At 33.7% G+C, this 25,372-nt stretch carries 19 protein-coding genes and 6 tRNA genes; 10 read left to right on the forward strand and 15 right to left on the reverse strand.

Annotation, left to right across the window (positions count from 1 at the left end; genetic code table 11):
• The first annotated feature begins 56 nt into the window (after positions 1 to 56).
• Positions 57 to 2,048 carry a heavy metal translocating P-type ATPase gene (locus BM024_RS03780; protein ID WP_090678134.1) on the forward strand — a complete coding sequence of 664 codons (1,992 nt, stop codon included), beginning with the start codon at positions 57 to 59 and terminating at the stop codon, positions 2,046 to 2,048.
• A 48-nt stretch (positions 2,049 to 2,096) separates the two neighbouring features.
• On the opposite strand, the gene BM024_RS03785 is transcribed toward BM024_RS03780, so the two are convergent.
• From BM024_RS03785 to BM024_RS03815, 7 genes are all read right to left on the reverse strand, one after another.
• A complete protein-coding gene (locus BM024_RS03785; RefSeq protein WP_090678135.1) occupies positions 2,097 to 2,261 on the reverse strand; it encodes an RNA polymerase sigma factor in 165 nt (54 codons plus the stop codon).
• Positions 2,262 to 2,585: 324 nt separating this feature from the next.
• Entirely contained in the window at positions 2,586 to 3,176 is a 591-nt protein-coding gene (gene def / locus BM024_RS03790) for a peptide deformylase (RefSeq protein WP_090678136.1), read from the reverse strand.
• A 60-nt stretch (positions 3,177 to 3,236) separates the two neighbouring features.
• Positions 3,237 to 6,518 carry an AsmA family protein gene (locus BM024_RS03795; protein ID WP_090678137.1) on the reverse strand — a complete coding sequence of 1,094 codons (3,282 nt, stop codon included), beginning with the start codon at positions 6,516 to 6,518 and terminating at the stop codon, positions 3,237 to 3,239.
• Between the two features lie 538 nt (positions 6,519 to 7,056).
• The gene (locus BM024_RS03800) at positions 7,057 to 7,416 is read right to left on the reverse strand and encodes a hypothetical protein (RefSeq protein WP_090678138.1); all 360 of its coding nucleotides are present in this window, start codon (positions 7,414 to 7,416) and stop codon (positions 7,057 to 7,059) included.
• Between the two features lie 626 nt (positions 7,417 to 8,042).
• Positions 8,043 to 8,119: transfer RNA gene (locus BM024_RS03805), tRNA-Arg, on the reverse strand.
• Positions 8,120 to 8,144: 25 nt separating this feature from the next.
• Positions 8,145 to 8,219, reverse strand: a tRNA-Pro gene (locus BM024_RS03810).
• Between the two features lie 8 nt (positions 8,220 to 8,227).
• A tRNA-Ser gene (locus BM024_RS03815) sits at positions 8,228 to 8,311 on the reverse strand.
• A gap of 282 nt (positions 8,312 to 8,593) precedes the next feature.
• On the opposite strand from BM024_RS03815, the gene BM024_RS03820 reads away from it, so the two are divergent.
• Positions 8,594 to 9,772: an acetyl-CoA C-acyltransferase gene (locus BM024_RS03820; protein ID WP_090678139.1), complete on the forward strand. Its 1,179-nt coding sequence runs from the start codon at positions 8,594 to 8,596 to the stop codon at positions 9,770 to 9,772.
• 85 nt (positions 9,773 to 9,857) lie between these two features.
• Positions 9,858 to 10,619, forward strand: coding sequence for a C40 family peptidase (locus BM024_RS03825; protein ID WP_090678140.1), 762 nt, complete (start codon positions 9,858 to 9,860; stop codon positions 10,617 to 10,619).
• Positions 10,620 to 10,701: 82 nt separating this feature from the next.
• On the opposite strand, the gene BM024_RS03830 is transcribed toward BM024_RS03825, so the two are convergent.
• From BM024_RS03830 to idi, 7 genes are all read right to left on the reverse strand, one after another.
• A tRNA-Leu gene (locus BM024_RS03830) sits at positions 10,702 to 10,783 on the reverse strand.
• A 155-nt stretch (positions 10,784 to 10,938) separates the two neighbouring features.
• Positions 10,939 to 11,005 (reverse strand) — tRNA-Thr (locus BM024_RS03835).
• Positions 11,006 to 11,070: 65 nt separating this feature from the next.
• A tRNA-Thr gene (locus BM024_RS03840) sits at positions 11,071 to 11,144 on the reverse strand.
• A gap of 411 nt (positions 11,145 to 11,555) precedes the next feature.
• The gene (locus tag BM024_RS03845) at positions 11,556 to 11,822 is read right to left on the reverse strand and encodes a hypothetical protein (RefSeq protein WP_090678141.1); all 267 of its coding nucleotides are present in this window, start codon (positions 11,820 to 11,822) and stop codon (positions 11,556 to 11,558) included.
• 59 nt (positions 11,823 to 11,881) lie between these two features.
• Positions 11,882 to 12,856, reverse strand: coding sequence for a type I phosphomannose isomerase catalytic subunit (locus BM024_RS03850; RefSeq protein ID WP_090678142.1), 975 nt, complete (start codon positions 12,854 to 12,856; stop codon positions 11,882 to 11,884).
• Positions 12,857 to 12,972: 116 nt separating this feature from the next.
• Positions 12,973 to 13,386, reverse strand: coding sequence for a 6-pyruvoyl trahydropterin synthase family protein (locus BM024_RS03855; RefSeq protein ID WP_090678143.1), 414 nt, complete (start codon positions 13,384 to 13,386; stop codon positions 12,973 to 12,975).
• A gap of 3 nt (positions 13,387 to 13,389) precedes the next feature.
• On the reverse strand, positions 13,390 to 13,917 hold the full coding sequence (idi, locus tag BM024_RS03860) for an isopentenyl-diphosphate Delta-isomerase (RefSeq protein ID WP_090678144.1): 528 nt from the start codon (positions 13,915 to 13,917) through the stop codon (positions 13,390 to 13,392).
• 111 nt (positions 13,918 to 14,028) lie between these two features.
• Here idi and BM024_RS03865 point away from each other — a divergent pair, with 111 nt between their 5' ends.
• Entirely contained in the window at positions 14,029 to 14,265 is a 237-nt protein-coding gene (locus BM024_RS03865; protein WP_090678145.1) for a hypothetical protein, read from the forward strand.
• A 60-nt stretch (positions 14,266 to 14,325) separates the two neighbouring features.
• Here the strand turns inward: BM024_RS03865 and BM024_RS03870 are convergent, their stop codons facing one another.
• The gene (locus BM024_RS03870; RefSeq protein WP_090678146.1) at positions 14,326 to 16,521 is read right to left on the reverse strand and encodes an ATP-dependent DNA helicase RecQ; all 2,196 of its coding nucleotides are present in this window, start codon (positions 16,519 to 16,521) and stop codon (positions 14,326 to 14,328) included.
• 90 nt (positions 16,522 to 16,611) lie between these two features.
• Between BM024_RS03870 and BM024_RS03875 the strand changes: the two genes are divergently transcribed.
• From BM024_RS03875 to BM024_RS03900, 6 genes are all read left to right on the forward strand, one after another.
• The gene (locus tag BM024_RS03875) at positions 16,612 to 17,577 is read left to right on the forward strand and encodes a KpsF/GutQ family sugar-phosphate isomerase (RefSeq protein ID WP_090678291.1); all 966 of its coding nucleotides are present in this window, start codon (positions 16,612 to 16,614) and stop codon (positions 17,575 to 17,577) included.
• Entirely contained in the window at positions 17,577 to 18,404 is an 828-nt protein-coding gene (gene tatC, locus BM024_RS03880; RefSeq protein WP_090678147.1) for a twin-arginine translocase subunit TatC, read from the forward strand. The genes BM024_RS03875 and tatC overlap by 1 nt, the downstream gene beginning before the upstream one ends.
• Before the next feature lie 10 nt (positions 18,405 to 18,414).
• On the forward strand, positions 18,415 to 19,155 hold the full coding sequence (gene lptB / locus BM024_RS03885) for an LPS export ABC transporter ATP-binding protein (protein WP_090678148.1): 741 nt from the start codon (positions 18,415 to 18,417) through the stop codon (positions 19,153 to 19,155).
• Positions 19,156 to 19,668: 513 nt separating this feature from the next.
• A complete protein-coding gene (locus BM024_RS03890; protein ID WP_090678149.1) occupies positions 19,669 to 20,457 on the forward strand; it encodes a polysaccharide biosynthesis/export family protein in 789 nt (262 codons plus the stop codon).
• A 5-nt stretch (positions 20,458 to 20,462) separates the two neighbouring features.
• Positions 20,463 to 22,862 carry a GumC family protein gene (locus BM024_RS03895; RefSeq protein WP_090678150.1) on the forward strand — a complete coding sequence of 800 codons (2,400 nt, stop codon included), beginning with the start codon at positions 20,463 to 20,465 and terminating at the stop codon, positions 22,860 to 22,862.
• A 243-nt stretch (positions 22,863 to 23,105) separates the two neighbouring features.
• On the forward strand, positions 23,106 to 25,328 hold the full coding sequence (locus BM024_RS03900; RefSeq protein WP_090678151.1) for an NADP-dependent isocitrate dehydrogenase: 2,223 nt from the start codon (positions 23,106 to 23,108) through the stop codon (positions 25,326 to 25,328).
• The last annotated feature ends 44 nt before the right edge of the window (positions 25,329 to 25,372 follow it).

Raw genomic sequence — 25,372 nt, forward strand, 5'->3', positions numbered from 1 at the left:
CTAGTCTATTGTTTCTAGAGACGGTATATTTGTATATACTTTTAAAACTGCTAATTATGTTTAAAGAAAATAAAAAACGTTCTCAAGTTCACAATCATGGACATAAAGATCATAAAAAACACTCTATGGATGACGGACACGATCATAGCCATGATGAGATTAACTTTGATGAACAAGAAGCTACTTTAGGATTTAAAGATTTCTTACCCGGCATAATCAGTTTTATTATAATGATTACTGGTATCGTTATGGATCAATTAGAAATAAGCTTTTTTCAAGGTTTCTTACGATTCTCTTGGTATTTAGTCGCTTATCTTTATGTTGGACTATCTGTTATTATTAAAGCATATAAATCCATACTAAAAGGAGAGGTATTTAATGAGTTTTTCTTAATGAGTATTGCCACCATTGGAGCATTTGCCATTGGGGAATATTCCGAAGGTGTTGCGGTAATGCTCTTTTACTTTGTAGGAGAATTATTTCAAGAGGCAGCAGCTAATAAAGCTAAATCAAGTATCCAAGCGCTTTTAGATATTCGCTCAGATGAAACTACCGTAATCCGAAATGGAGAAGCAATTGTAGTAGATCCAAAAGAAGTTGAGACAGATGAAATCATTAGAATCAAAGTAGGAGAAAAAGTTTCTTTAGATGGTGTATTACTATCTAAAGAAGCCGCATTTGACACAGCAGCGCTAACAGGAGAAAGTAAACCTGATACAAAAAGAACAGGGGAAAGTGTTTTAGCTGGAATGATTAACCTCAACACTGTTTGTGAAGTAAGAGTAACCGCTGCATATGCTGATACTAAACTATCACAGATTCTTACGATGATTCAAGATGCTACGGCTAAAAAATCTAAGACTCAGTTATTTATTACTCGATTTGCAAAAATATACACACCAATAGTAGTACTACTCGCAACTATACTAACATTTGCACCTGCATTATTTGTAGAGAACTATGTTTTTCAAGATTGGCTCTATAGAGGATTGGTATTTTTGGTAATATCTTGTCCATGTGCTTTGGTAATCTCTGTTCCATTAGGATACTTTGGGGGAATTGGACTCGCTTCGCGCAACGGTATTCTTTTTAAAGGGAGTAACTATTTAGATGTTATGACTGAAATCGATACGGTTGTTATGGATAAAACTGGAACACTGACAAAAGGAGTATTTACCGTTCAAGAGGTAAATCCAAAGAACTATTCACAGGAAGAACTCTTAGTATTCGCAGCAAGTTTAGAAGAGCATTCTACACACCCGATTGCAACTGCAATTACAGCTTATGTAAAAAAACTATATCCAAACAATTCATTCGAAGCAAAGGAGATTGAAGAGATTGCTGGACATGGATTAAAGGGTACTATTGACGGAAAAACAATTTTAGCGGGAAATGCAAAGCTTTTAGACAAGTTTGGAATAACTTATCCAGACGAGGTAAAAGATATCGTGGAATCCATCGTACTTGTTGGAATAAACCAAACTTATGCAGGTTATATAACAGTAGCGGATGAAATTAAAGATGATTCCAAAGAAGCTATTGAACAACTTCACGCCATGGGTATTAAAACGGTTATGTTAAGTGGAGATAAAACCAGTATTGTCGATAAAGTTGCCAAAGAATTAAACATAGACACTGCCTTTGGAAACTTATTGCCTGATGACAAAGTTAGACATGTAGAAGAACTAAAAAAACAGGGAAGAAAAATAGCATTTACAGGAGATGGAATCAATGATGCACCTGTATTAGCGCTTTCAGATGCGGGATTAGCAATGGGAGGTTTAGGTAGTGATGCTGCCATTGAAACCGCTGATATTGTAATTCAAAACGACCAACCGAGTCGTATTCCGCTAGCCATAAGAATAAGCAAGAAAACGAGAAAAGTCGTAATTCAAAACATTACGTTAGCCATTGGTGTAAAAGTAATCGTGTTGGCTTTAGGTGCATTGGGAGAAGCAAATCTTTGGGCGGCTATTTTTGCTGATGTTGGTGTATCACTAATTGCAATACTCAACTCTGTTCGTATTCAATTTTCTAGAATCAAATAATATAATTTAAATCAAGAGGTTGCCCTTTTTTGGACAGCCTCTTTTTCTTTAAAAAGGCCTTCTTATCCTTTTGAAATAAGAAATCGCGGTGTTAATGGAAACTCTATACATCCAGGTTGAGAACTTACTATCTCCTTTAAAGTTTTTATACGATTTCCATAATTGATACAAGATTTCTTGATATAGGTGTTCTTGTTCAACTACTGTATCCATTTTATATAAAATTCCCTTGTGTAGTTGTATCTGATTTAAAAAAATCTTGTTCAACAGTTTTATCCACGTATGGTTAAGATTGATTATTCTATTTTATATAAGTCTACAAATAATTGTCCTTTATCATTCAAAGACTTTTAAATTATTCTTTCTAAGAAGTAAGTACACAAAAAGAAGAAACGTTACAAAAGAATTTTATTATTAATTAAAAATGCCCAAAAAAGTCAAATCTATTTTGGGCATTCTAATTTTATAAAAGTAAATCTATTTAAATTCTTTTATTTAAACCTCCTAGTCAATAAAAAACAGATTTATCAATACAAACTACTTTAAATATACCAATACATTTTTCGTAGAAGCGTCTTCATATTCCTTCTCTCTTTGTTCTTCAACATGATCTGTAAATAATATCCCATTAAGATGGTCCATTTCATGTTGCATTATTACAGCTGTAAAACCCTCTACAACTTCTTGAAAATGTTTCCCCTCTAAGTCAAAATACGTGATTTGAATGGCATAACTTCTATAAACTGTATCATAGGCTTCTGCAATAGACAAACAACCTTCTTCTCCCTTTCTTAATATCTTTGAATACCAAACTATTTCAGGGTTTACAAAAAATTCAAAAGGTTGTTCTGGCTTATCTAATCGTTGTGCCAAAAACACTCTTCTATTAATGCCTATTTGTGGTGCCGCAATTCCTACTCCAGGTTTGTTTTCATCTGTCACCGTTTGAAGCATACGATTTATCAACTCCTTCAAAACAGTATCTTTAGGATCTAACTCTAAGTTATCTGCTCTTAAAACTATTAAATCTTGTTCATCGGAAGTTTGTAAAACACGTAAAGGTTCGCTCTTATCACCAGATAGAATAAGGTTTTTTTCCGCTGTACTAATAGGGATATAGGTTTTCATATCTTTTGTATTCTTGTCTATAATTTGTAAGCAATGATGCTCCTACAATAAAATTAAACATTATTCCTTTTCACCAGAAGAAATTACTTGACTATTCTCTCTTTCTTCAGTCTTTGGATTCAAAGCTTCTTGTTTCTCTACTCCTGTTTCTTCAGGCAATGTAGGTGGTATGTCGTGTATTGATTCAACATCACTACCTGCGTCATCTTCATCATCATAGTCTGTTTTTCCTAAAACATCACTTGGCTTGTATCTACCTATCTTAATTTTAAAATTATCTGATGTCCCCGTAATACGCATTGGTACTCCAATGATTCCCAACGGAGGTAGTCCTAAGCGCAATCCTATGTTCAATTCACCATCCAAACTCACTTGTCCCTCAAAACGAGGTCTAAACCCTGCCATTTTCATTTTGGTTCTATCTATAGTTAAAACATTATCTTCAATAGTAGACAGAATAGCAACATCAGATACTTCTCCATTTTCAAAAGAAGAACTTTCAGCTTTTTCACCAATAGCACCTAAAAGCTTAAATCCTTTAAATTGAATGTTATCTAAACTCAATGTTCCCCCTCCTTTTAAGCTATTCATAACTGGCATCATATTCTTATCTAATCCTCCGCCTAATGCATAGTCTAAGGAAACTTGTCCATAAGCATCTTTTGCCATACTTACCATTTCTCTAAATAAAGCAATCTCATTATATGCTCGTTGAATATCGAATTCGGATGCTTTAATAGTATAGTTAAATGATGCTTTTTTAAGTCCTTCTGGCTTATAATCCCCAGACATATTCACTTTAGTTCCAATTAGTCCGAAAATAGTTTCTTTTAAAACTATTCTTCCACCATCTAACTTTAAGTCTCCAGTAAAATCTGTCAACAAATAGTCTGTGTATTTTATCTTATCTGCTTTTGCATGAAAGTTTATATTCAAATTTGATGGGACTTGAATCACACCTGAACCTGCCGATGAAACACTTGTACTTGATTTTGATGAGCTTTTCGGATCTGCAAAAACCATAAATTCATCAACATTCATATAGGCTGTCTCTAAGTTAAACTCTCCTCTTAATGTATCTTGATTGAACATATAATCTATAACGTTAGTTAAATATCCATTCATGCTAAACTTAGAACTACCGTATTGCGCTTCAAACTGCTCAAACTTCATTTTCTCTTTGAAGAATTTAAACTTTCCTTTTTTAACCCAAAGTGGATTGGGAAACAAGTCAGATTCGACCCATATATTCGATACTTCAAAACTACCTCCATTTTTCAATTTGTCAAAGTTTCCATTTATAGCATCACTTTGAAGTCCACTTAAAAACAAGTTAGTTATCAACTTCCCTTTAATATCAAGTCCTTCTATCTTAAATAGCTTATAGAAACTATCTAGGTTTAATGTTCCTTTTGAACGAACATTGTAATTCAGGTCATTTAAATTATAGAGACTTGCTGCTAACTCAAAAGGTTCTCCTCCAATTTTAAAATTAATCGGCAAGACTCTAATAGTCAAATCTCTTAATGACCCTCTTTTACTATTAACAATGGTATGAATATGAATATCTTCAATTGGCAGATCTGGAACACGATCGAACTTAATCATTCCATTCTCCATTTTGAATTCTACGTTGACTATTGGATATCTTTTTCTTTTTGGTTCAAAAGAACCGTTTATAGAACCATCAACATCTATTAACCCTTTTAACTCTATTCCTTCAATAGGCATAAATTGTTTAAGATTATCTAAATCTACTTTTGCCTTTAAAGACCCTTCCATATCAAAATTTCGAAGATTCTTTATCTTTCCTTGTGCATTGATTCGATTATCCATAGCCAACAACTCTAAGTTAGCCAAGTCAATTGTTATGTTTTTAATAAGCGAATCTTTAGCAACAGCAGTAACATCTAGATTTACCTCTTTTATCGCTTCAGGTAGCTGTTCGAATTTAAAATAACCTTTATCGAGTTTTAAATTAAAATCAAATTTAGGAATACTAGCAATAATTGTATCTCGAACCGTTTTCCTTAAATATTTCTTCTCTTGGATTCCTTTCGTATAAACACCCTCTGCGGTTCCCTCAAGGAGTAATTCGCCACTCATATCAAAACCTTTTAATCCTACCGCTTTTGTAAACAGCTCTAAATCGGTATTAACAGAAACATCCGTTTTAAGTTCCAAACGATCTAGTCCAGTAGATTGATATTGTAATTTACTTTCCTTTCCATTTAGCTTGAAAGAAAGGGATGGGATATCAATGCTATTCTTTTGAAAATCTAAACTCGGCATTTTAAAACTAGCCGTGAAATTCAAATTAGTTAAAGGCTTATTTAATTCCCCATGTTGAAAGAAACCATTTTCAATAGTCAATCCAAAATCCAAGTCAGGACTTAAACTATCTGCTATAACATACTTACCTTCTAATTTAAAATTAGCTTCAACTTTTCCTTCTATTTTTGTTTTGTCCAACCACTCTTGATATTCAGGAGGAACTAGTGAAAACAATTCAACTAGATTAGCCTTCGTAGTTTGAATGTCGAACAACATATCATACCCATTCTCTATAAATCCAAAAAATCCTTTAAAATTTACTGGAAGCTCTTTAATTTTAATATCACTTCGATTAAATCCAAAGCGCAAAGATTCAGTATTTACAGTAGTTTCTAAATCAGCTGCAATGGGTTTTTCTTTTATGTAGTGAACACCATCAAAATTGAAATCAAATGACTTAATAAGTGCTTTACTCTTTAGATCGAAAACAGCATCACTCATATTCCCGCTCCCAACATATTCAAAATCATCTGCAACAAAACTTATTTTCCCTGCTAAATCATTGTAAATAACATTTGCACTCTTAATGTATATTTGATTAATTTTTAAATCAAACGCCCCTTCTGATTCTTCTTTTTCATCTTGTGTATTGAAAATATCATAATTAGCTAATCCTTCTTCTGTCACTAAAATTCGAATAGAAGGTTCTTCAATAAAGATTTTATCAAAGTTCAAAGCACTTTTAAAAAGTCCCATCAAGTCGATTCCTAAACTCAATGATTTAGCTTCAAACATTGGTTCAGTCATTGTTTCATCTAAAACAACACCTCCAATAACAGGGTTTTCAATAGTAGCGGTTAAAGTAGGGAACTCTTTAAAAAATGACAAGTCGATTCTTTCAAACTCTACCTCTCCTTTTATTTGTTCTTTAATAAGAACTCTTACCTCATCATTTATCCTATCGATAAAAAGTTTAGGGACTATAAACATCAGGCCTAATAACAAAACAACAAGGCCAATCAACACCAACAAGACTCTTTTAACAATGCCTTTATACCTACTATTCATACTCAAACTAACTTATTAAAAATTTACGCAAATTAACGGTTTTTTTAGGTAAAAGCCTTGTAAACACAGCAATATATTTGAAGGAAGAATTCTGATTTCTAAGCGATAAATTTAAACTAAAAGGTAAAAAAGTATTGAAATATATTCTGATAAACCATCTAAAAACAGATTCACTTTTGATATTAATCCTGTTTGATGAATCATCTTTCAAAAAGAAAAGATTTGAGGTGTCTGATAATATTATTAATAATAGACCTTCTACTAAAATTTCACCTCAACAATAGTATTAATCATGTTAGATATAGAATATCGTTTTTTAAAAATAAGAACTGATTTCACATGAGATAAACCAGAAAAAACAATTCATCTAACAAGAATTATTAAAGCAATAAAGTAAACTGAAGATCATGTAGAAAAAATAAAAGTAGCAAATTATCAGTTATCATATTACAAACGAATCGATTATTAATAACTATTTTACAAGTGCACACCCCTTTTAAACCAAAAGAAGTCCCTCTAAAGGGACTTCTCAATATTACTATTCTGCACCACTAACCACAAAAAAATCGTCATTTCCTGGACAAGTGTGACAATAAAGAATCGGAGTAGCACTCAATACTTTTACCGTAGATGGAAACTTACCATTATCACATAGATAACCTTGAATATAAGCTCTAGCCGATCCCTCATACCAATGAATATCTGGCCCCATATAAAAAGACAGCTTATATTTTACACCTGAAAACTGAATAGGCAATAGAGACCCATCAGTACATTTAGGAATAAAATCAGCAATAATCATGTGAGTTACTGATGTGTTTGGATTAAATCCCCCACCACTTTGAGCAAAAGTGCCGAACGAAAACATGACAAAGGTCAATAAAAATAATTTTTTCATAATTAATGAATTTTAGGTTAAACTCAAATATATGATTTTTACATCAACAATCCACACTATAGGACTAATATTTCATCAAACTCATTACGAATAAATTACAAAAAAAATTGTACCTTAAAACGGAGAGAAGCAATAAATATCAAATCGAAATAGTCGCTATAGGATCATTAATAGTTTCCACTATGCAGCTATGATTACAATGTTCTAATCAACAAAACTTAACACAATGAAAGATTCAGAAAGGACTTACAGGACAATCTCACTATTTAAAAGGAAAATTCAGAATTGATCTGAAGAAAATTGGCATTCCATCAATTCTTAGCTATTCAACTTACTCAGAAAAAAGAACTAGACTTATCCACACTCTACCCTAATCGAGAAATTAAATAGTCCATAAAAGCAAATTAAAACATTAGAGAGCACCTCCAACAGAGAAAACAAGTACAAATGATACACTACCTAATAAATAGACAGCCTAATATTTTATTACTCATTTATTGAGCAAAAAACTCATTCTCAAACACCTTTTGATTTATACAATCCCATAAGCCCCACTTTAAGAGAATTTTTAAAGAAAAACGGAAAGTATAGAAAACAAAAAAGCCCTTGAATATCAAGGGCTTTAGTGGTGATCCAGCCAGGATTCGAACCTGGGACCTACTGCTTAGAAGGCAGTTGCTCTATCCAGCTGAGCTACTGGACCTAACTATTTTGTTAGGATTTTTTTGTCGGGGTGGCAGGATTCGAACCTGCGACCTCCTGGTCCCAAACCAGGCGCGATGACCGGGCTACGCTACACCCCGAAAACAAGTGGAGAGACAGGGACTCGAACCCTGGCGACAGTCACCCGTCGACAGATTAGCAATCTGCTCCGTTACCACTCCGGCACCTCTCCGCTTTTGCTCTAGAGATTAACTCTCTTTTGCGGTTGCAAATCTAGTACTACTTTTAATACTTTGCAAGCTTTTTTTAAAAAAAAATAATCTTTTTTTAAAACTCTCAGCAAAGCTATTAACATTCAACTAAATAGGGTTTAAATATTTTTTAAACTTTATTTTCGCTACTGTTAATCAAGTATGACGCACTATGTGATATGAACTTTTAAGATTGCAAATATAAGGTTTATTTCAGTATAATCACTAAATTCGCAGTTCAAACTTATTAAATACTATTAATTATGAATAAAAAAATTGTAATTGTCTCAGCAGCAAGGACTCCTATAGGGAGCTTTATGGGATCACTTTCTACAGTTCCTGCTCCAAAGCTTGGTGCAGCAGCTATAAAAGGTGCTTTAGACAAAATCAATTTAGATATAAATCTAGTTGATGAAGTAATAATGGGGAATGTTGTTCAAGCAGGAGTTGGACAAGCTCCAGCTCGTCAAGCTGCATTATTTGCTGGATTATCAAAAAATGTTCCTTGTACTACTATTAATAAAGTATGTGCTTCTGGAATGAAAGCTATCATGCAGGCTGCTCAAGCAATCGCTGCAGGAGATGCTGAAGTAATTGTTGCAGGTGGTATGGAAAACATGAGCATGATTCCTCACTACGTTCAAATGAGAACTGGAAACAAATTTGGCCCATCAACTTTAGTAGACGGAATGCAAAAAGACGGTCTAACCGATGCATATGACAATAACGCTATGGGAGTTTCTGCAGATCTATGTGCTTCTAAATACGAAATCACTCGTGAAGAACAAGACGCTTTTGCTATCCAATCTTATACTCGTTCTTCTAAAGCATGGGAAGAAGGTAAATTCGACAATGAAATTGTTCCAGTTGAAGTACCTCAACGCAGAGGTGAACCTATCATCGTTTCTAAAGACGAAGAGTTCACTAATATTAAATTAGAAAAAGTAGCTTCTCTTAACCCAGCTTTCACCAAAGAAGGAACGGTTACAGCTGCAAACGCATCGACTATTAATGACGGAGCAGCAGCAGTAATAGTAATGAGTGAAGAAAAAGCAAAATCTCTTGGACTAAAACCATTAGCTTACATTACTGGATATGCTGATGCGGCACAAGAACCAGAATGGTTTACAACTGCTCCAGCAAAAGCACTTCCAAAAGCACTAGACAAAGCAAATATCTCAATTAGTGATGTAGATTTCTTTGAATTCAACGAAGCTTTTGCAGTTGTTGGGTTAGCAAATGCTAAAATCCTTAACTTAGATAACAATAAAGTTAACGTTAATGGAGGAGCAGTAGCATTAGGTCACCCACTAGGATGCTCAGGTGCTCGTATAGTAGTTACATTATTAAACGTTCTAGAACAAAACAATGCTAAAACTGGAGCTGCTGCAATCTGTAATGGTGGTGGTGGCGCTTCTGCTATTGTAATTGAAAGAATCTAGTTAAACTTTATTTTTAATATTTAATAAAAGATGAGTTTTGGAAATCAAAACTCATCTTTTACTTTTGTAATAAAATCAGAATTTTATGTTTGCCATTTGCAACCTTGCTATCGTACCACTTAGATTAGAACCCACAGACGTAAGTGAAATGGTTACCCAAGTTCTTTTTGGTGAATATTTCACCATCTTAGAACAAACCCCAAAATGGTCTAAAATAGAACTAAGCTTTGACAAATATCAAGGATGGATAGACAATAAGCAATTCCAATCTATTACAGAAGAAGAATACTTAAACCTAAACAAAGAGACCCCAATCTATAGTGCAGACCTGATAGACTTCATAAGCTCTCCAAATCATAGTTTACTACCTATTCCATTAGGTAGCTTATTAAACCATCTATCAAAACCTAAAATAAACACACAGCTGTTCGAATTTGATGGAAACAGCACACAAGGACTAAAACCCAAATCCAATTTATTAGAAACCGCATTTATGTACTTAAATGCCCCATACCTATGGGGAGGTAAAACCCCATTTGGAATTGACTGCTCCGGCTTCACCCAGATGGTATATAAATTAAACGGCTATTCTATACCAAGAGACGCATCACAGCAATCATTAATTGGAGAAGCATTAAGCTTCATAGAAGAAAGCGAAGTAGGTGATTTAGCATTTTTTGATAATGACGAAGGAAACATTGTACATGTAGGAATTATCATGGAAAACAACTACATCATCCATGCACACGGAAAAGTAAGAATAGACAGACTTGATCACTTAGGAATCTACAACGTAGATACTGGCAGACACACACACAAACTTCGTGTAATAAAGAAGATTATTTAAATCCAATCAAACAAGTGCCAGACAGGTTGTATAAAAAAAACCTATCAACTTTTAATTAAAAAGTCAATAGGTTTTAATAATGTGACTACGATCAGATTCGAACTGACACGTCTTTCAACACCACCCCCTCAAGATGGCGAGTCTACCAATTTCTCCACGTAGCCATTATCTAAAAAAAAACAATCTTAGTTTTTCTAAACGAGCCACAAATGTAGTTTTTTTTACAATACCGAAAAAACTTTTCTCTACAAACAGCCTCAAATAAACAAAACAATATTAAACAAAAAAAGCTCCCTTTTTCAAGGAAGCTTTTACAGCTTGTGGGAGGGACTCGAACCCACGACCTGCTGATTACAAATCAGCTGCTCTAGCCAGCTGAGCTACACCGGCAAAATGAAAATTGTTAAAGACTTTAGTTTACAGTTTTTATTAAAAAAACATTTAAAACCTGAGCCAGTGGAGGGACTCGAACCCACGACCTGCTGATTACAAATCAGCTGCTCTAGCCAGCTGAGCTACACCGGCAACTCCCATTTTGCGATTGCAAAGATAGCACAGTTTTCAATCTATCCAAACAAAAATCAAACATTTTACAAATAAAAATAGACCTTATTTTCTTAACTTTTGATAATCAATAAAATACCAATTAAAAAAAATAAAAAATATTTTATCTTCACAACATATGTAGTAAAATATTTCTATCTCTTAAAAAACAAAGTCACAACTCCCTACTCTATCACACCATATAATAGAAAAGAATCCGTTTACAGACCGCTTCCTGACAAATCAACCTTCTTCCTCCTACCTTCAAATAAAAGTGCTTAAAAGCCACAAAAAAAGCCCTCTTAAAACAAGAAGGCTCATATCTTAACGGAGTACAATTTAACTCCTATAATAAAAACATTAAATCACCTTAGTGACAATAACGTAATTTAATTATAGTGCGTTTAATTTTTCAACTAATCCTCCAGCAACAACTTCTAAATCTTTATAGATTTGATTGAAATGTGCTTTTTTATTTTCAACATTTTTCGCATTGATGCGTTCTACTAAAGAATCAAAAGCAGTCAAAGCCTCTTCAATCAAAGCATTTGATTCAACAGTTGGCCCTTCAGTTGCAGCTAATTCATGAATGTATACTGCTTGAATAATATCACCCAATACATAGTGAATATCTTTTTTTAAATTTTTAACACTTGCCATTATAATAACTTTTAAATATTTGTGCTTGCAAAGCTACAACTTTAATACCATAGTATTGTTTAAGAAATAAATATTTCTAACAATGTAGCCTCTCCTTGTATCTTATACTGATTTAAAGAAGCAGGCATTAAAATAGTATCCCCTTTTTTAAATGAAAAACTCTCACCCTCCTCTAGTAAGATAATTGTACACGCACCTTCTGTACAAACATAGAGATAAAACGTATCTTGTTTTTTATTTGGCATATACGTCCCTAAAAGAGGAACATAATTAACAGTAAAAAACGGACAATCGACCACTAAATTATCTTTATTGAGTTCCTTTTCATAGTGCAACTCAACATTCTTAGGAGAATAATTGATAGCTTCTAAAGCTTGAGAAATATGAAGTTCTCTAGAATTACCATCACTATCCAAACGATCCCAATCATATACTCTATAAGTAATGTCCGAAGCTTGCTGAATCTCTGCCAACAACACACCAGCCCCTATTGCATGAACAGTTCCAGTCTCAATAAAAAAAACATCACCTTCTTTAACCGGTATTTCATTAAGAATTGAAGGTAGAGTCTTAGCCTCCATATGTTTTAAATAATCCTCCTCATTAACCCCTTCTTTGAAATCAACCACTATTCGTGCACCTGGATTAGCCTGCATCACGTACCACATTTCTGTCTTACCAAAAGAATCATGACGTTTTCTTGCCAATTCATCATTAGGATGCAACTGTATCGACAAATCTTCTTTAGCATCCAAAAACTTGAACAACAAAGGAAACTGTTTACCAAAAACGCTATAAACTGATTCACCCAAAATCTCAATAGGATACTTAGATAAAAGCTCTTCTAGATTTAATCCTTTATAACATCCGTTTGCAACAGTGCTAATATTATCTGGCACCAAAGAAATCTCCCAACTCTCACCTACTTGTTCGGCTTTTAGATTTTTCCCTAATACACTATTTAACTTAGTTCCTCCCCATATTCTATCTTTAAGTATAGGTTCGAAAACTATTGGATACTTTTTAAAACTCATAAATATTACTCATTTTTACTTATCTAAAATGAGCCTTTTGTGGCTATTGTTTTGTCTTTTTCTATATAAAAAACAGAGGCGCAAGTTACGAATTAATATAACAAGTCATTCCTTTTTTACTCATCTCCGTCAAAGGAAACAAAATTTCTTGCGGTTTCGTATAGTTCTACCTTAATTTTTTTATCATCATCAATCTTTTTCCTCAATTTACTCCAGATAACCACAGCAATATTTTCTGCCGTTGGATTCAAATCCCTAAACTCAGCAACATCTAAATTTAAGTTTTTATGATCAAAAGCCACCTCTACTTCATCATATATAATATCAGACAAAGTCTTTAAATCCATAACAAACCCCGTTTCAACATCAATATCTCCAGTAACATGTACTATCAATTCATAATTATGCCCGTGAAAATTAGGATTATTACATTTACCAAAAACGCGATTATTCATCTCATCTGTCCAATCTTTTCTATACAAACGATGTGCTGCATTAAAATGCGCCTTTCTACTTACTGTTACCTTCATATACTATTGTTTTTGAGACTCTATAAAATGATAGAACTCAGAAAATATAATTTTAAACCATGCCGTATAACGATCTGCATTTTCATTCATATCCCTCTTTATATCTTCCAGAGACATCCATTTCCAATCTGCTACTTCCTCTAGATTGATTTCAGGATTTTCGTTATAATAACCTACCATAACATGATCTAATTCATGCTCCGTTAATCCATTATCAAAAGGAGCTTTGTAAATAAAATGAAATAGTTCTTTCAAAGGAACTACAAAACCCATCTCTTCTTGAAGTCTTCTTTGTCCAGCTTCTAGATTCGACTCACCTTCTCTCTGATGACTACAACAAGTATTCGCCCACAATAAAGGAGAATGATATTTTTCAGCTGCTCGTTGCTGCAACATTATCTCATTATTCTCATTTAATATAAAAACAGAAAAAGCCCTATGTAACAATGCTTTCTCATGCGCTTCAATTTTTTCCATTAACCCAATTGGGTTATCCAATTCATCCACCAGTATAACTCTTTCTACACTCATACCTTAAATTATATTGTTTTGACCAAAAATACAAAAAAGAAATGGTTTAGTTCTTTCTTCCCAATTCCCATATGGATAGTTTATATTACTTTTACATTTTAAATCTTGACTATGAAAAGAGACATTAAACTAATTTGGGATTTCAAAGGGGAAGCTGCACAAAAAACAGCAGAACATCACTTTATACACCTTAAAGAATATATTGCGACAGAAAACATTTCGATTGAGTTAGTCGGTCATGAAACACTATCCGACTTTCATTCCATTGCTTACATGGTGGTCTCTGAAGAAGAAATGAGAACACTTAGAGACATACTAAAACCACACCGAGGAGAACGCATATCATAAGATATTGCAAAACACTATAAAAAAAGCTGTAATTCTTAAATTACAGCTTTTTTTATATTTCTAATTAGCTTCTTTACTTATAAATTGTATCCGAACCAATCTTAACTCTTCTGTGTCATAATCACCATCAAACTCCTCCAAAGCTGTTTTGATTGCATCTGTCTCAGATTCCATAAAGTAATCATAGATTTCTGACTGCTGTTCTTCATCCAACATATCCTCTACCCAATAATCAATATTTAACTTCGTCCCTGCATAAACAATCTGCTCCATCTCTTTCAAAAGCGCATCCATACTCAACCCTTTAGCTGAAGCAATATCTACCAAAGACAACTTTCTATCCACACTCTGAATAATATATAACTTCAAAGCAGAATTCACACCTGTTGACTTAACCACTAAATCATCTGGTCTAATTATGTCATTTTCTTCGACGTAAGCGGCGATAACATCTATAAATTCTTTTCCATATTTTTTCGCCTTACCATCACTAACCCCATGAACATTCCCCATCTCCTCAATGGTAATTGGATACTTCAATGCCATATCCTCTAAAGAAGGGTCTTGAAAAACCACAAACGGAGGAACCTCCAGTTTTTTAGCCACTTTCTTCCTAAGATCTTTTAACACACCAATCAACACTTCATCAACCACACTATTAGCTTTTGAAGATGCACTATCATAAGAAGAAGTATCATCTGCAAACTCATGATCCTCAGTCATCATAAATGACTCTGGATTATCTATAAACCCCACTCCTTTCTGAGTTAGGCGCAAAACTCCATAGCTTTCAATATCCTTATGCAACAAACCTGCAACTAAAACTTGACGCGTTAGTGCAGTCCAAAATTTATCATCATGAGAAGATCCCTTACCAAACAACTCCAAAACATTCGTTTTATGAGCCTTTATAACAGCATTAACCTTCCCTACTAAAGTATAAACAATTTCCTTGGTCTTATATAATTGTTTGGTATCCCTAACTGTTTTCAAAAGCATAACCACTTGCTCTTTAGCTTCTACTTTTGTCTTAGGATTCCTAACATTATCATCCATATCCGCTCCATCACCATTCACCTCGTCAAATTCTTCCCCGAAATAATGAAGCAAGAACTTTCTTCGAGACATAGACGTTTCAGAATAAGCAACCACCTCTTGAAGCAAAGCATAACCAATTTCTTGTTCAGCTATAGGCTTACCAGACATAAACTTTTCTAACTTCTCAATATCTTTATATGAATAATAAGCAATACAATGACCTTCTCCTCCATCTCGCCCAGCCCTTCCAGTCTCCTGATAATAGCTCTCTAAGGATTTTGGAATATCGTGATGAATTACAAAACGAACATCCGGCTTGTCAATCCCCATTCCAAATGCAATAGTTGCAACTACCACATCAACATCTTCCATCAAAAACATATCTTGATGCCTTGCTCTCGTTTTAGCATCTAGACCTGCATGATAAGGAACCGCACTAACTCCATTAACTTGTAACACATTAGCAATCTCCTCTACCTTTTTTCTACTTAAACAATAAATAACACCAGATTTTCCTTTGTGTTGATTTATAAAACGAATAATATCAGATTCAATGCTTTTCGTCTTAGGTTTTACTTCATAATAAAGATTAGGTCTATTAAAAGACGCCTTAAAAACATTCGCATCAACCATTTCAAGGTTCTTCAAAATATCTTCTTGAACTTTAGGAGTTGCCGTAGCAGTTAATCCAATTACTGGAACATCTCCTAATTGACGAATTATATTGCGAAGATTTCTATATTCAGGTCTAAAGTCATGCCCCCATTCAGAGATACAATGTGCCTCATCAATAGCTACAAAAGAAATTTTCTCTCCTTGTAGAAAGCTAACATACTCTTCTTTAGTCAAAGATTCTGGAGCAACATAAAGCAACTTAGTAACCCCTCTTTTTATATCTTCTTTTACTAAATTAATTTCTGTTTTAGTCAAAGAAGAATTTAAAACATGAGCCACTCCATACTCTGTCGACAAACTTCGGAGAGCGTCAACTTGATTCTTCATTAAAGCTATTAGCGGTGAAACAACAATTGCTGTTCCTTCCAAAACCAATGCGGGCAGTTGATAACAGAGAGATTTCCCACCTCCTGTAGGCATAATAACAAATGTATTTTGCCCAGTAATAATACTTTTAACAACGTCTTCTTGCAATCCTTTGAATTGAGTGAATCCAAAAAACCTCTTTAATTCTTTATGCAAGTCAATTTCGGGTGATTTCATTATTTTTTAATGGTATTTTACATAAATTTGCAGGACCCTAAAGGTAAGAAAAAAGTTTTCAACCAACACAACATTTAACACTACTTGACTTTGAACAATTCTATAGACATTCTAAAATCAGCTACCGAAACCTTACTTTCTGAAAGCAAGAGCATTGCGGACTTAGTTCAATACTTAAATGAAGATTTTGAGAAAGCGGTTTATGCAATTCTAAATTGCAAAGGACGTGTTGTTGTAACAGGTATTGGTAAAAGCGCACTAATTGGCACGAAAATAGTAGCGACATTCAATTCAACAGGAACTCCATCACTTTTCATGCACGCATCAGAAGCTGTTCATGGAGATCTGGGATTACTACAACCAAATGACTGCGTAATCTGCATTTCGAATAGCGGTAATAGTCCAGAGATAAAAGTCCTTACACCATTGTTAAAGCGTTTCGGGAACACACTCATAAGCATCACAGCAAATTCTGATTCGACACTAGCAAAAGGATCTGATTTTGTTTTATCATCAAAAGTTGATAGAGAAGCGTGTCCAAACAATTTAGCCCCTATGAATAGTACAACAGCCCAATTAGTAATTGGTGATGCACTTGCTGTATGTTTAATGCAGTTAAGAAACTTCAGAACTGAAGATTTCGCAATATATCACCCTGGAGGAGCATTGGGTAAAAAATTACTACTTTTGGTAAAAGATATTTTAGATCAAGAAAAGAAGCCAATGGTTTCTCCAACTTCAAGTATAAAAGACGTTATACTAGAAATATCTAAAAAAAGACTAGGAGTAACTGCGGTAGTTGAAAACAACCGATTAATAGGAATAATAACAGACGGAGACATCCGTAGAATGCTACAAGACAGAGATAGCTTAACAGACATAGTCGCAAAGGATATAATGAGCACAAGTCCAAAATCAATAGATGCCAACGAAAAAGTATCCGAAGCACTATCCATACTTGAAGACAACTCTATCACACAATTATTAGTCACCAATAACAAAGAGTATGTAGGAGTAATTCACCTACATGATATTTTAAAAGAAGGAATTATATAATGGCAAAACAAAAAAACACAGAAAAACAAATGTCGTTTTTAGACCATCTAGAAGAACTAAGATGGCTTTTAATTCGATCAAGTATATTCATTCTTCTAGGAGCTATTGTTGCTTTTATTTTTAGTGATTTCATTTTTAATACTATTATTTTCGGTCCAAAAGACAGCAATTTTGTCACCTACCAATTCTTTTGCGAAATATCAAAAACTTTTAATTTCGAAGATAGTTTCTGTAATAAAGAACTACCCTTTGAGATTCAAAACAGAACTATGGAAGGTCAGTTTTCTGTAATGATTTGGACTTCTATCACCGCAGGTTTCATAATATCGTTTCCATTTTTACTCTGGGAACTTTGGAAGTTTATAAGTCCTGCCCTTTACTCTAAAGAAAAAAAGAACGCTAAACTATTCATTGCAATATCTTCTTTGTTGTTCTTCCTAGGAGTAATTTTCGGTTACTATGTAATCACCCCTTTATCAATCAATTTCTTAGCCAATCTTCAAGTTAGTGAAATAGTCAAGAATCAGATAGACATCAATTCATATATCAGCTTAGTCAAAACTACATCTTTAGCTTGTGGCTTGGTATTCGAGTTACCGATAATCATTTATTTTCTTTCTGTTATGGATTTAGTATCACCTCAATTTTTAAGAGAATATAGAAAATACGCAATTGTACTGATTCTAATAGTCGCTGCTATAATAACCCCACCAGACATCATTAGTCAGATTATAGTATCAATTCCCCTATTAATTCTTTACGAACTAAGTATTTATATATCTAAATTCGTACAAAGAAAAAAACCAAAAACCATCGTTAAATCTTAACCCAACGTTTATGAAACTTAGAGCCGACAATCTTATAAAAACCTACAAAGGCAGAAAAGTAGTTAAAGGCATTTCAGTAGAAGTAAATCAAGGAGAAATTGTAGGTTTGCTTGGCCCTAATGGAGCAGGAAAAACCACATCTTTTTACATGATTGTTGGATTAGTAAAACCAAACGGTGGATCTATATATCTCGACAACACTGATATAACCGATTTCCCTATGTATAGACGTGCACAACACGGCATAGGCTATTTAGCACAAGAAGCATCTGTGTTTCGAAAACTGAGTATTGAAGACAATATTTTAAGTGTATTACAATTAACCAAACTTTCCAAAAAAGAGCAGATCGCCAAAATGGAATCTCTTATTGAAGAATTCAGTTTAGAACACATACGCACTAACCGTGGAGACTTATTATCAGGAGGAGAAAGAAGAAGAACAGAAATAGCAAGGGCTTTAGCCACTGACCCTAAGTTCATATTATTAGACGAACCATTTGCTGGAGTAGACCCTGTAGCAGTAGAAGACATTCAAAGAATAGTAGCAAGACTGAAAAACAAAAACATCGGTATTCTTATCACCGATCACAATGTTCAAGAAACCTTAGCTATTACAGACAAAACATACCTCATGTTTGAGGGAGGAATCCTTAAGGCAGGTATACCTGAAGAACTCGCAGAAGATGAAATGGTTAGAAAAGTATACCTAGGACAAAACTTCGAACTCCGTAAAAAGAAGTTAGAGTTTTAATCTTTAAAACTTTCTTTTTAGTTTTAAAAAAATTAGATTTGCCAACTGAACTCTAGCCAAGTTCATTAGAATATAAAAAAATAAAACAACAACAAGCCAAAAAACAAATAGTATAAATGAACTAAAGTAATAGTAGCATTGAATTTCATTTTTTTAAAAAAAACTTTAGATTTAGTTTTAACACCTTTTTCTTTTTTAGGAAAAGCTATACCTCTATTGAGTTATTCAATAGTACCTGTTGGTTATTTGGCTCTTTTCACCATTTGCTTGTTGGTTATCTTCGACTTTTACTACAACACTCTATTTATGGTTCATATCATTAACACAATAGTTTTAGTAAATCTCTTGTTTAAATTAGCACCTTCTTCCTTTACTAAATTTCATAATAGTGCCTTTCAAATCAAAAACAAATGGTACAACAAGCTTTTTATGCAAAATCAACACTTTTGCAATCCAATAAACAAACTAGTAATAACTTACTAAACTTTAAACAAATTTTATATTTGAAATAAAATGAGAAGAAGAATAACCACCTATTTAAGTCTATGTTTAATTGCTATTGTTGTTTTAAGCTCATGTGCACCAAAAAAGACCAATGTATATTACCAGAACATAGATGAAGTTTTAAACAACAATGAAAAGCTAATCAATTTTGAAACAAAATTGCAGCCAGATGACTTGTTGATGATAATTGTATCTGCTGAAGATGTTGAATCTGCAGCCCCATTCAATTTAGTAAACTCAATGACGACTAACCCTAATAGCCCTGAAAGAGGTGGCCAAGTTCAACAACAATTGTATTTAATAGACGCTAAGGGTAATATTGAATTTCCAATAATAGGTACACTCAACTTAGGTGGACTTACAAGAAGTGAAGCTATTTCGTTAATAAAAGGTAAGGTTCAAAGATATTTAAACAACCCTATTATAAACTTACGCATAATGAACTTCAAAATCACTGTACAAGGTGAAGTAGTTAGACCAGGAGTTCATACAGTAAACAGCGAGAGACTAACGTTACCAGAAGCTCTTGCGCTTTCGGGTGATATGACTATTTACGGAAAAAGAGAGAACATATTGATTATTAGAGAAAATAATGGACAAAGAACATACAACCGAGTTGATATGACTAAAGCTGATTTTCTTAACTCCCCATATTACTTCTTAAATCAAAATGATATTGTATATGTAGAGCCAAACAAAACGAGAATCAATTCATCCGCAGTAGGACCAAATATTAGTGTAGGTATTTCTGCATTATCTCTGTTAGTAACCATTTTAGCTCTAACGATTCGCAAATAATTTCTATGGAAAAGCAATTTGATCAAAATGACAACTCGAACATCAACATTCGAGAGGAATTAGAAAAATACATAATACATTGGAGATGGTTCTTCGTCAGTATAGTATTAATAGTTACTTTAGCTTTCATCTATTTAAGATATGCAGAAAAAACATATCAAATCAATACTACTATAATTGTAAAAGATGAACGTCGTGGAGGGGGTTTAGCTTCCGAAATGGCTGCCTTTTCAGATTTAGGAATGTTCTCTGGAGGAAAAAGTAATGTTGAAAATGAGACACAAGTACTAAAATCCAGAACCATATCTGAAAAAATCGTTAGACGTTTACAACTTAACATTGCCTACATAAATGAAGGTCGAGTTAAAAAAAGTGAATTATATGATGAAAGTCCAATACGTTTTAACTTTGTTGAGCGCGTATTCGACTTTGACAATATTCGTTATACTTTCAATGCAAAAAACATATCTGATACTTCTTTTGAACTAGTTTCGAAAGATGAATCACTTGGAACGTTTGCGTATGGAGATTCAATACCTACACTTTTAGGTACATTAATCGTAACTAAAAACGAATTAAAACAAAGACCTACAATTGCTCCAGAAATTGAAGATAGTGAGGAAACAGACAAGAGTCAAGATTTAATAATCGAAATCTTCCCAGTAAATCAGGTCGTAACCTATTTTCAGAAAAATCTACAGGTAACACCAACAGATAAGTTTTCAAGTGTTATCGATCTTTCGTTAATAGACCCAACCCCTAAAAAAGGTGTAGACTACCTGAACAATTTAATTTCAGTTTATAATGAAGAAGCAGTTGCAGACAAACGATTTGTTTCAGAAAAAACCTCGGAATTTATTGAAAAACGTCTAGCACTTATAACAGAGGAATTAGGAGATGTAGAAAAAACAGTTGAAGGATATAAAAACCTACATAAATTAACTGACATTTCTACGGAGGTTGGACTATACCTTCAAAATGCAAGCGTATATGAAAAGAGTATTATCGAAAATGAGACTGAGTTAAAGGTTATCATTTCTATGATTGAATTCTTAAAAAACAGCAAACCAAATGAGCTATTACCAGGGAATATAATTTCATCAGATGCTAGTTCATCAAGTTTAATTACGCAGTTTAATACACTGATTTTAGATCGAAATAGAATTAGAGCAAGCTCAACAGAAAACAACCCTGCTGTCATTAAATTAGACGATCAAATAGCGTCTATGAAGAATTCAGTGAGAGAGAGTTTAACACGCTTAAAAAGCTCTCTAGAGATTACCCAAAGAGAATTAGAGTCTAAAGAAAAAGAATTACAATCAAAATTAGCACAAGTCCCAAGGCAAGAGCGTGAATTTAGAATAATAGATAGACAGCAAAAAGTAAAAGAAGCTATCTATTTATACCTATTTCAGAAGAGAGAAGAGACAGCTATTGCATTAGCAGCTACTGATCAAAACGCAAAAGTAGTAGACGAAGCAAGAGCAGGAGAAATTCCTGTTTCTCCAAAGAAGAGCATCATTTTATTAGCCGCTTTGATATTAGGTGGATTAATTCCTTTTGCTATCATCTATCTTAAAAACCTATTAGACACTAAGATTAAGAATCGTTTTGACATTGAGAATAATACCAATATTCCATTTTTGGGAGATATCCCACATTCCGATTCACATGATCGCATCATAGATATAAGCAGTCGATCAAGTTCTGCTGAAGCAGTTCGTATTATAAGAACGAATCTAGAATTCATGTTAAACAATTCGCCAGAAGGTGAAGCTAAAACAATATTCTTAACATCTACGTTCCCTAAAGAAGGTAAGACATTTACATCAGTAAACATCGCTGGTACAATAGCACTTTCAAACAAAAGAACATTATTGATAGGAATGGATTTAAGAAATCCGCGTTTGGATGATTATTTACAATTACCAAGTCGAGGAGTTTCAGATTATTTAGTAGGAAAAGAAGCTTCTATAGATCCATTCATTCAGAAGATTGACGGTTATTCAAACTTCTATGTGCTACAAGCAGGAACCATCCCTCCTAATCCGGCAGAATTACTAATGGGTACGAAAGTTGACGATTTGTTTAACAGATTGAAGAAGGAGTATGATTACATCATCGTGGATACTGCACCAGTTAGTTTAGTGACAGATACTCTGTTAATAGCTAAACATGCACATACCTTTATTTATGTAGCTCGTGCGAACTTCCTAGATAAGAGAATGCTTAAATTACCTAATGACCTATACACGCAAGGAAAACTCCCTAATATGTCTATTGTTTTAAATGACACAGACACTACAAAAGGATATGGATATGGTTATGGATACGGATATGGCTATGGAGTACACATGGAAAAAGACAAACGTCCATGGTGGAAAAAGCTTTTGAACATGAAATAATAAATCTACAGGTTTTCTTAATTGGGGACCTGTTTTTTTTTACGTTGAATTGATAAAAAATTGAGGGTTAAAATAACATTATAACAATATTTCAAAGGCATTCTATCATTTTGACAATTATGCAACAGAAGCAAGCTTAAGACAATTCTACTGCATTATATTTACTATATTTGCTCTATTATTCTTTTAAGTCTTATCAATACACAAGAATAACGATTGTTTTTATTTAAAATCTACAACGAAATGACAAAAAATTCTAAAATCATTTACACGCTTACGGACGAAGCTCCAATGTTAGCAACATATTCCTTTTTACCAATTGTGCAAGCGTTTGCTAAAACTGCGGCTATTGAAGTTGAAACAAGAAACATTTCATTAGCAGCACGTATATTAGCTAACTTCCCACAGTTTCTTAAAGAAGAACAAAAAATTGGAGATGCTCTTACTGAGTTAGGTGATTTAGCAAAAACACCAGAAGCAAACATTATAAAACTACCAAACATCTCTGCTTCTTTACCACAATTAAACGAAGCTATAAAAGAACTTCAAGCTCATGGTTATGCTGTTCCAAATTACCCAGCTGATCCAAAAACGGAAGAAGAAAAAGAGATAAAAGCAGCTTATGCAAAAGTATTAGGTTCTGCTGTAAATCCAGTTCTACGTGAAGGAAACTCAGACCGTAGAGCACCTAAAGCGGTTAAAAATTACGCTAAAAAACACCCACACTCAATGGGAGCATGGAGTAAAGACTCAAAAACAAAAGTTGTTTCAATGTCTGAAGGTGATTTCTACGCAACAGAACAATCTTTAACTATTGGAAAAGACACTCAATTCAAAATTGAATTCAAAAATACAAATGGAGAAGTAAAGCTTCTTAAAAACTTTGCTCCTCTATTAGCAGGAGAAGTTGTAGACTCATCTGTATTAAATTTAAATGCTTTAAAAGCTTTTGTTTCGCAAGTTAAAGAAGAAGCTAAAGCAGCAGGAGTATTATTATCAGCTCACTTAAAAGCAACCATGATGAAGGTTTCTGACCCTATCATTTTTGGAGCAATAGTAGAAGTATACTTTAAAGACGTTTTTGAGAAATACGCAACTGTTTTCCAAGAATTAGGAATTAGCCCGAACAATGGTTTAGGTGATTTATACGCTAAGATATCAGGACACAGTCAAGAAGAAGAAATTAAAAATGCACTAGCAACTGCTATGGAAAATGGTCCAGCAATTGCTATGGTAAATTCAGATAAAGGAATTACAAACTTACACGTACCTTCTGATGTTATCGTTGATGCTTCAATGCCAGCAATGATTCGTACATCAGGACAAATGTGGAATAAGGAAGGTAAACCACAAGATACTTTTGCTATCATACCAGACCGTTGTTATGCTGGTGTTTATACTGCAACTATAGAAGACTGTAAAATACATGGTGCTTTTGATCCTACTACAATGGGTTCTGTACCAAACGTTGGGTTAATGGCCCAAAAAGCAGAAGAATATGGTTCTCATGATAAAACTTTCCAAGCAGAAGCTGACGGTTCTATTATTGTAACTGATTCAGAAGGAACTGTTCTATTTGATCAAAAAGTACAAACAGGAGATATCTTTAGAATGTGCCAAGCAAAAGATGCACCAATTCAAGATTGGGTTAAATTAGCTGTAACACGTGCTAAGTTATCAGAAACTCCTGCTGTATTCTGGTTAGACAAAAACAGAGCGCATGACAGAGAAATGATTAAGAAAGTTAATATGTATCTTAAAGATTACGATTTAACAGGATTGGATATCCGTATTCTTGACCCAATCGAAGCAACAACGTTTACTTTAGAACGCATTAGAAAAGGTGAAGATACAATTTCAGTAACAGGAAACGTATTACGTGACTATTTAACTGACTTATTCCCAATCTTAGAATTAGGAACTTCAGCAAAAATGCTTTCAATTGTTCCTTTAATGAATGGTGGAGGTTTATTTGAAACTGGTGCTGGAGGATCTGCTCCAAAACATATTGAGCAATTTATTGAAGAAGGTTATTTACGTTGGGACTCACTAGGAGAATTCTTAGCTTTAGGTGCCTCATTTGAACATTTAAGCCAAACTCAAGATAATGCTAAAGCACTTATTTTATCAGAAACTCTAGATGAAGCTACTGCTAAATTCTTAGACAACGATAAATCACCAGCGCGTAAAATTGGTTCTATAGACAATCGTGGTTCTCATTTTTATCTAGCGATGTATTGGGCTGAAGCACTAGCTTCACAAAATAAAGATGCTGAATTAAAAGCTATTTTTACTCCAGTTGCAGCTTCTATGATAAAAGAAGAAAATCAAATTAACGCAGAATTAATTGGTGCTCAAGGAAAAGCACAAGACATTAAGGGTTATTATCAACCAGACGCTAACTTAACATCAAAAGCAATGCGTCCAAGTGCAACTTTAAACACTATTTTAGATACACTAGTGTAATCTAAATTAGCATATTATATTCGAAAGGCTGTTTCATTAAATCT

Source organism: Myroides guanonis, from assembly GCF_900114085.1.
GTDB lineage: Bacteria > Bacteroidota > Bacteroidia > Flavobacteriales > Flavobacteriaceae > Flavobacterium > Flavobacterium guanonis.

What these genes read in the sequence shown, in the direction of transcription:
- BM024_RS03825 (WP_090678140.1), top strand. Translation starts at nt 9,858, where the DNA reads ATGTTTGCCATTTGCAACCTTGCTATCGTACCACTTAGATTAGAACCC.
- def (WP_090678136.1), bottom strand. Translation starts at nt 3,176, where the DNA reads ATGAAAACCTATATCCCTATTAGTACAGCGGAAAAAAACCTTATTCTA.
- BM024_RS03850 (WP_090678142.1), bottom strand. Translation starts at nt 12,856, where the DNA reads ATGAGTTTTAAAAAGTATCCAATAGTTTTCGAACCTATACTTAAAGAT.
- BM024_RS03865 (WP_090678145.1), top strand. Translation starts at nt 14,029, where the DNA reads ATGAAAAGAGACATTAAACTAATTTGGGATTTCAAAGGGGAAGCTGCA.
- BM024_RS03890 (WP_090678149.1), top strand. Translation starts at nt 19,669, where the DNA reads ATGAGAAGAAGAATAACCACCTATTTAAGTCTATGTTTAATTGCTATT.
- BM024_RS03800 (WP_090678138.1), bottom strand. Translation starts at nt 7,416, where the DNA reads ATGAAAAAATTATTTTTATTGACCTTTGTCATGTTTTCGTTCGGCACT.
- BM024_RS03895 (WP_090678150.1), top strand. Translation starts at nt 20,463, where the DNA reads ATGGAAAAGCAATTTGATCAAAATGACAACTCGAACATCAACATTCGA.
- BM024_RS03785 (WP_090678135.1), bottom strand. Translation starts at nt 2,261, where the DNA reads ATGGATACAGTAGTTGAACAAGAACACCTATATCAAGAAATCTTGTAT.
- BM024_RS03780 (WP_090678134.1), top strand. Translation starts at nt 57, where the DNA reads ATGTTTAAAGAAAATAAAAAACGTTCTCAAGTTCACAATCATGGACAT.
- BM024_RS03870 (WP_090678146.1), bottom strand. Translation starts at nt 16,521, where the DNA reads ATGAAATCACCCGAAATTGACTTGCATAAAGAATTAAAGAGGTTTTTT.
- BM024_RS03845 (WP_090678141.1), bottom strand. Translation starts at nt 11,822, where the DNA reads ATGGCAAGTGTTAAAAATTTAAAAAAAGATATTCACTATGTATTGGGT.
- tatC (WP_090678147.1), top strand. Translation starts at nt 17,577, where the DNA reads ATGGCAAAACAAAAAAACACAGAAAAACAAATGTCGTTTTTAGACCAT.
- BM024_RS03820 (WP_090678139.1), top strand. Translation starts at nt 8,594, where the DNA reads ATGAATAAAAAAATTGTAATTGTCTCAGCAGCAAGGACTCCTATAGGG.
- BM024_RS03795 (WP_090678137.1), bottom strand. Translation starts at nt 6,518, where the DNA reads ATGAATAGTAGGTATAAAGGCATTGTTAAAAGAGTCTTGTTGGTGTTG.
- idi (WP_090678144.1), bottom strand. Translation starts at nt 13,917, where the DNA reads ATGAGTGTAGAAAGAGTTATACTGGTGGATGAATTGGATAACCCAATT.
- lptB (WP_090678148.1), top strand. Translation starts at nt 18,415, where the DNA reads ATGAAACTTAGAGCCGACAATCTTATAAAAACCTACAAAGGCAGAAAA.
- BM024_RS03900 (WP_090678151.1), top strand. Translation starts at nt 23,106, where the DNA reads ATGACAAAAAATTCTAAAATCATTTACACGCTTACGGACGAAGCTCCA.
- BM024_RS03855 (WP_090678143.1), bottom strand. Translation starts at nt 13,386, where the DNA reads ATGAAGGTAACAGTAAGTAGAAAGGCGCATTTTAATGCAGCACATCGT.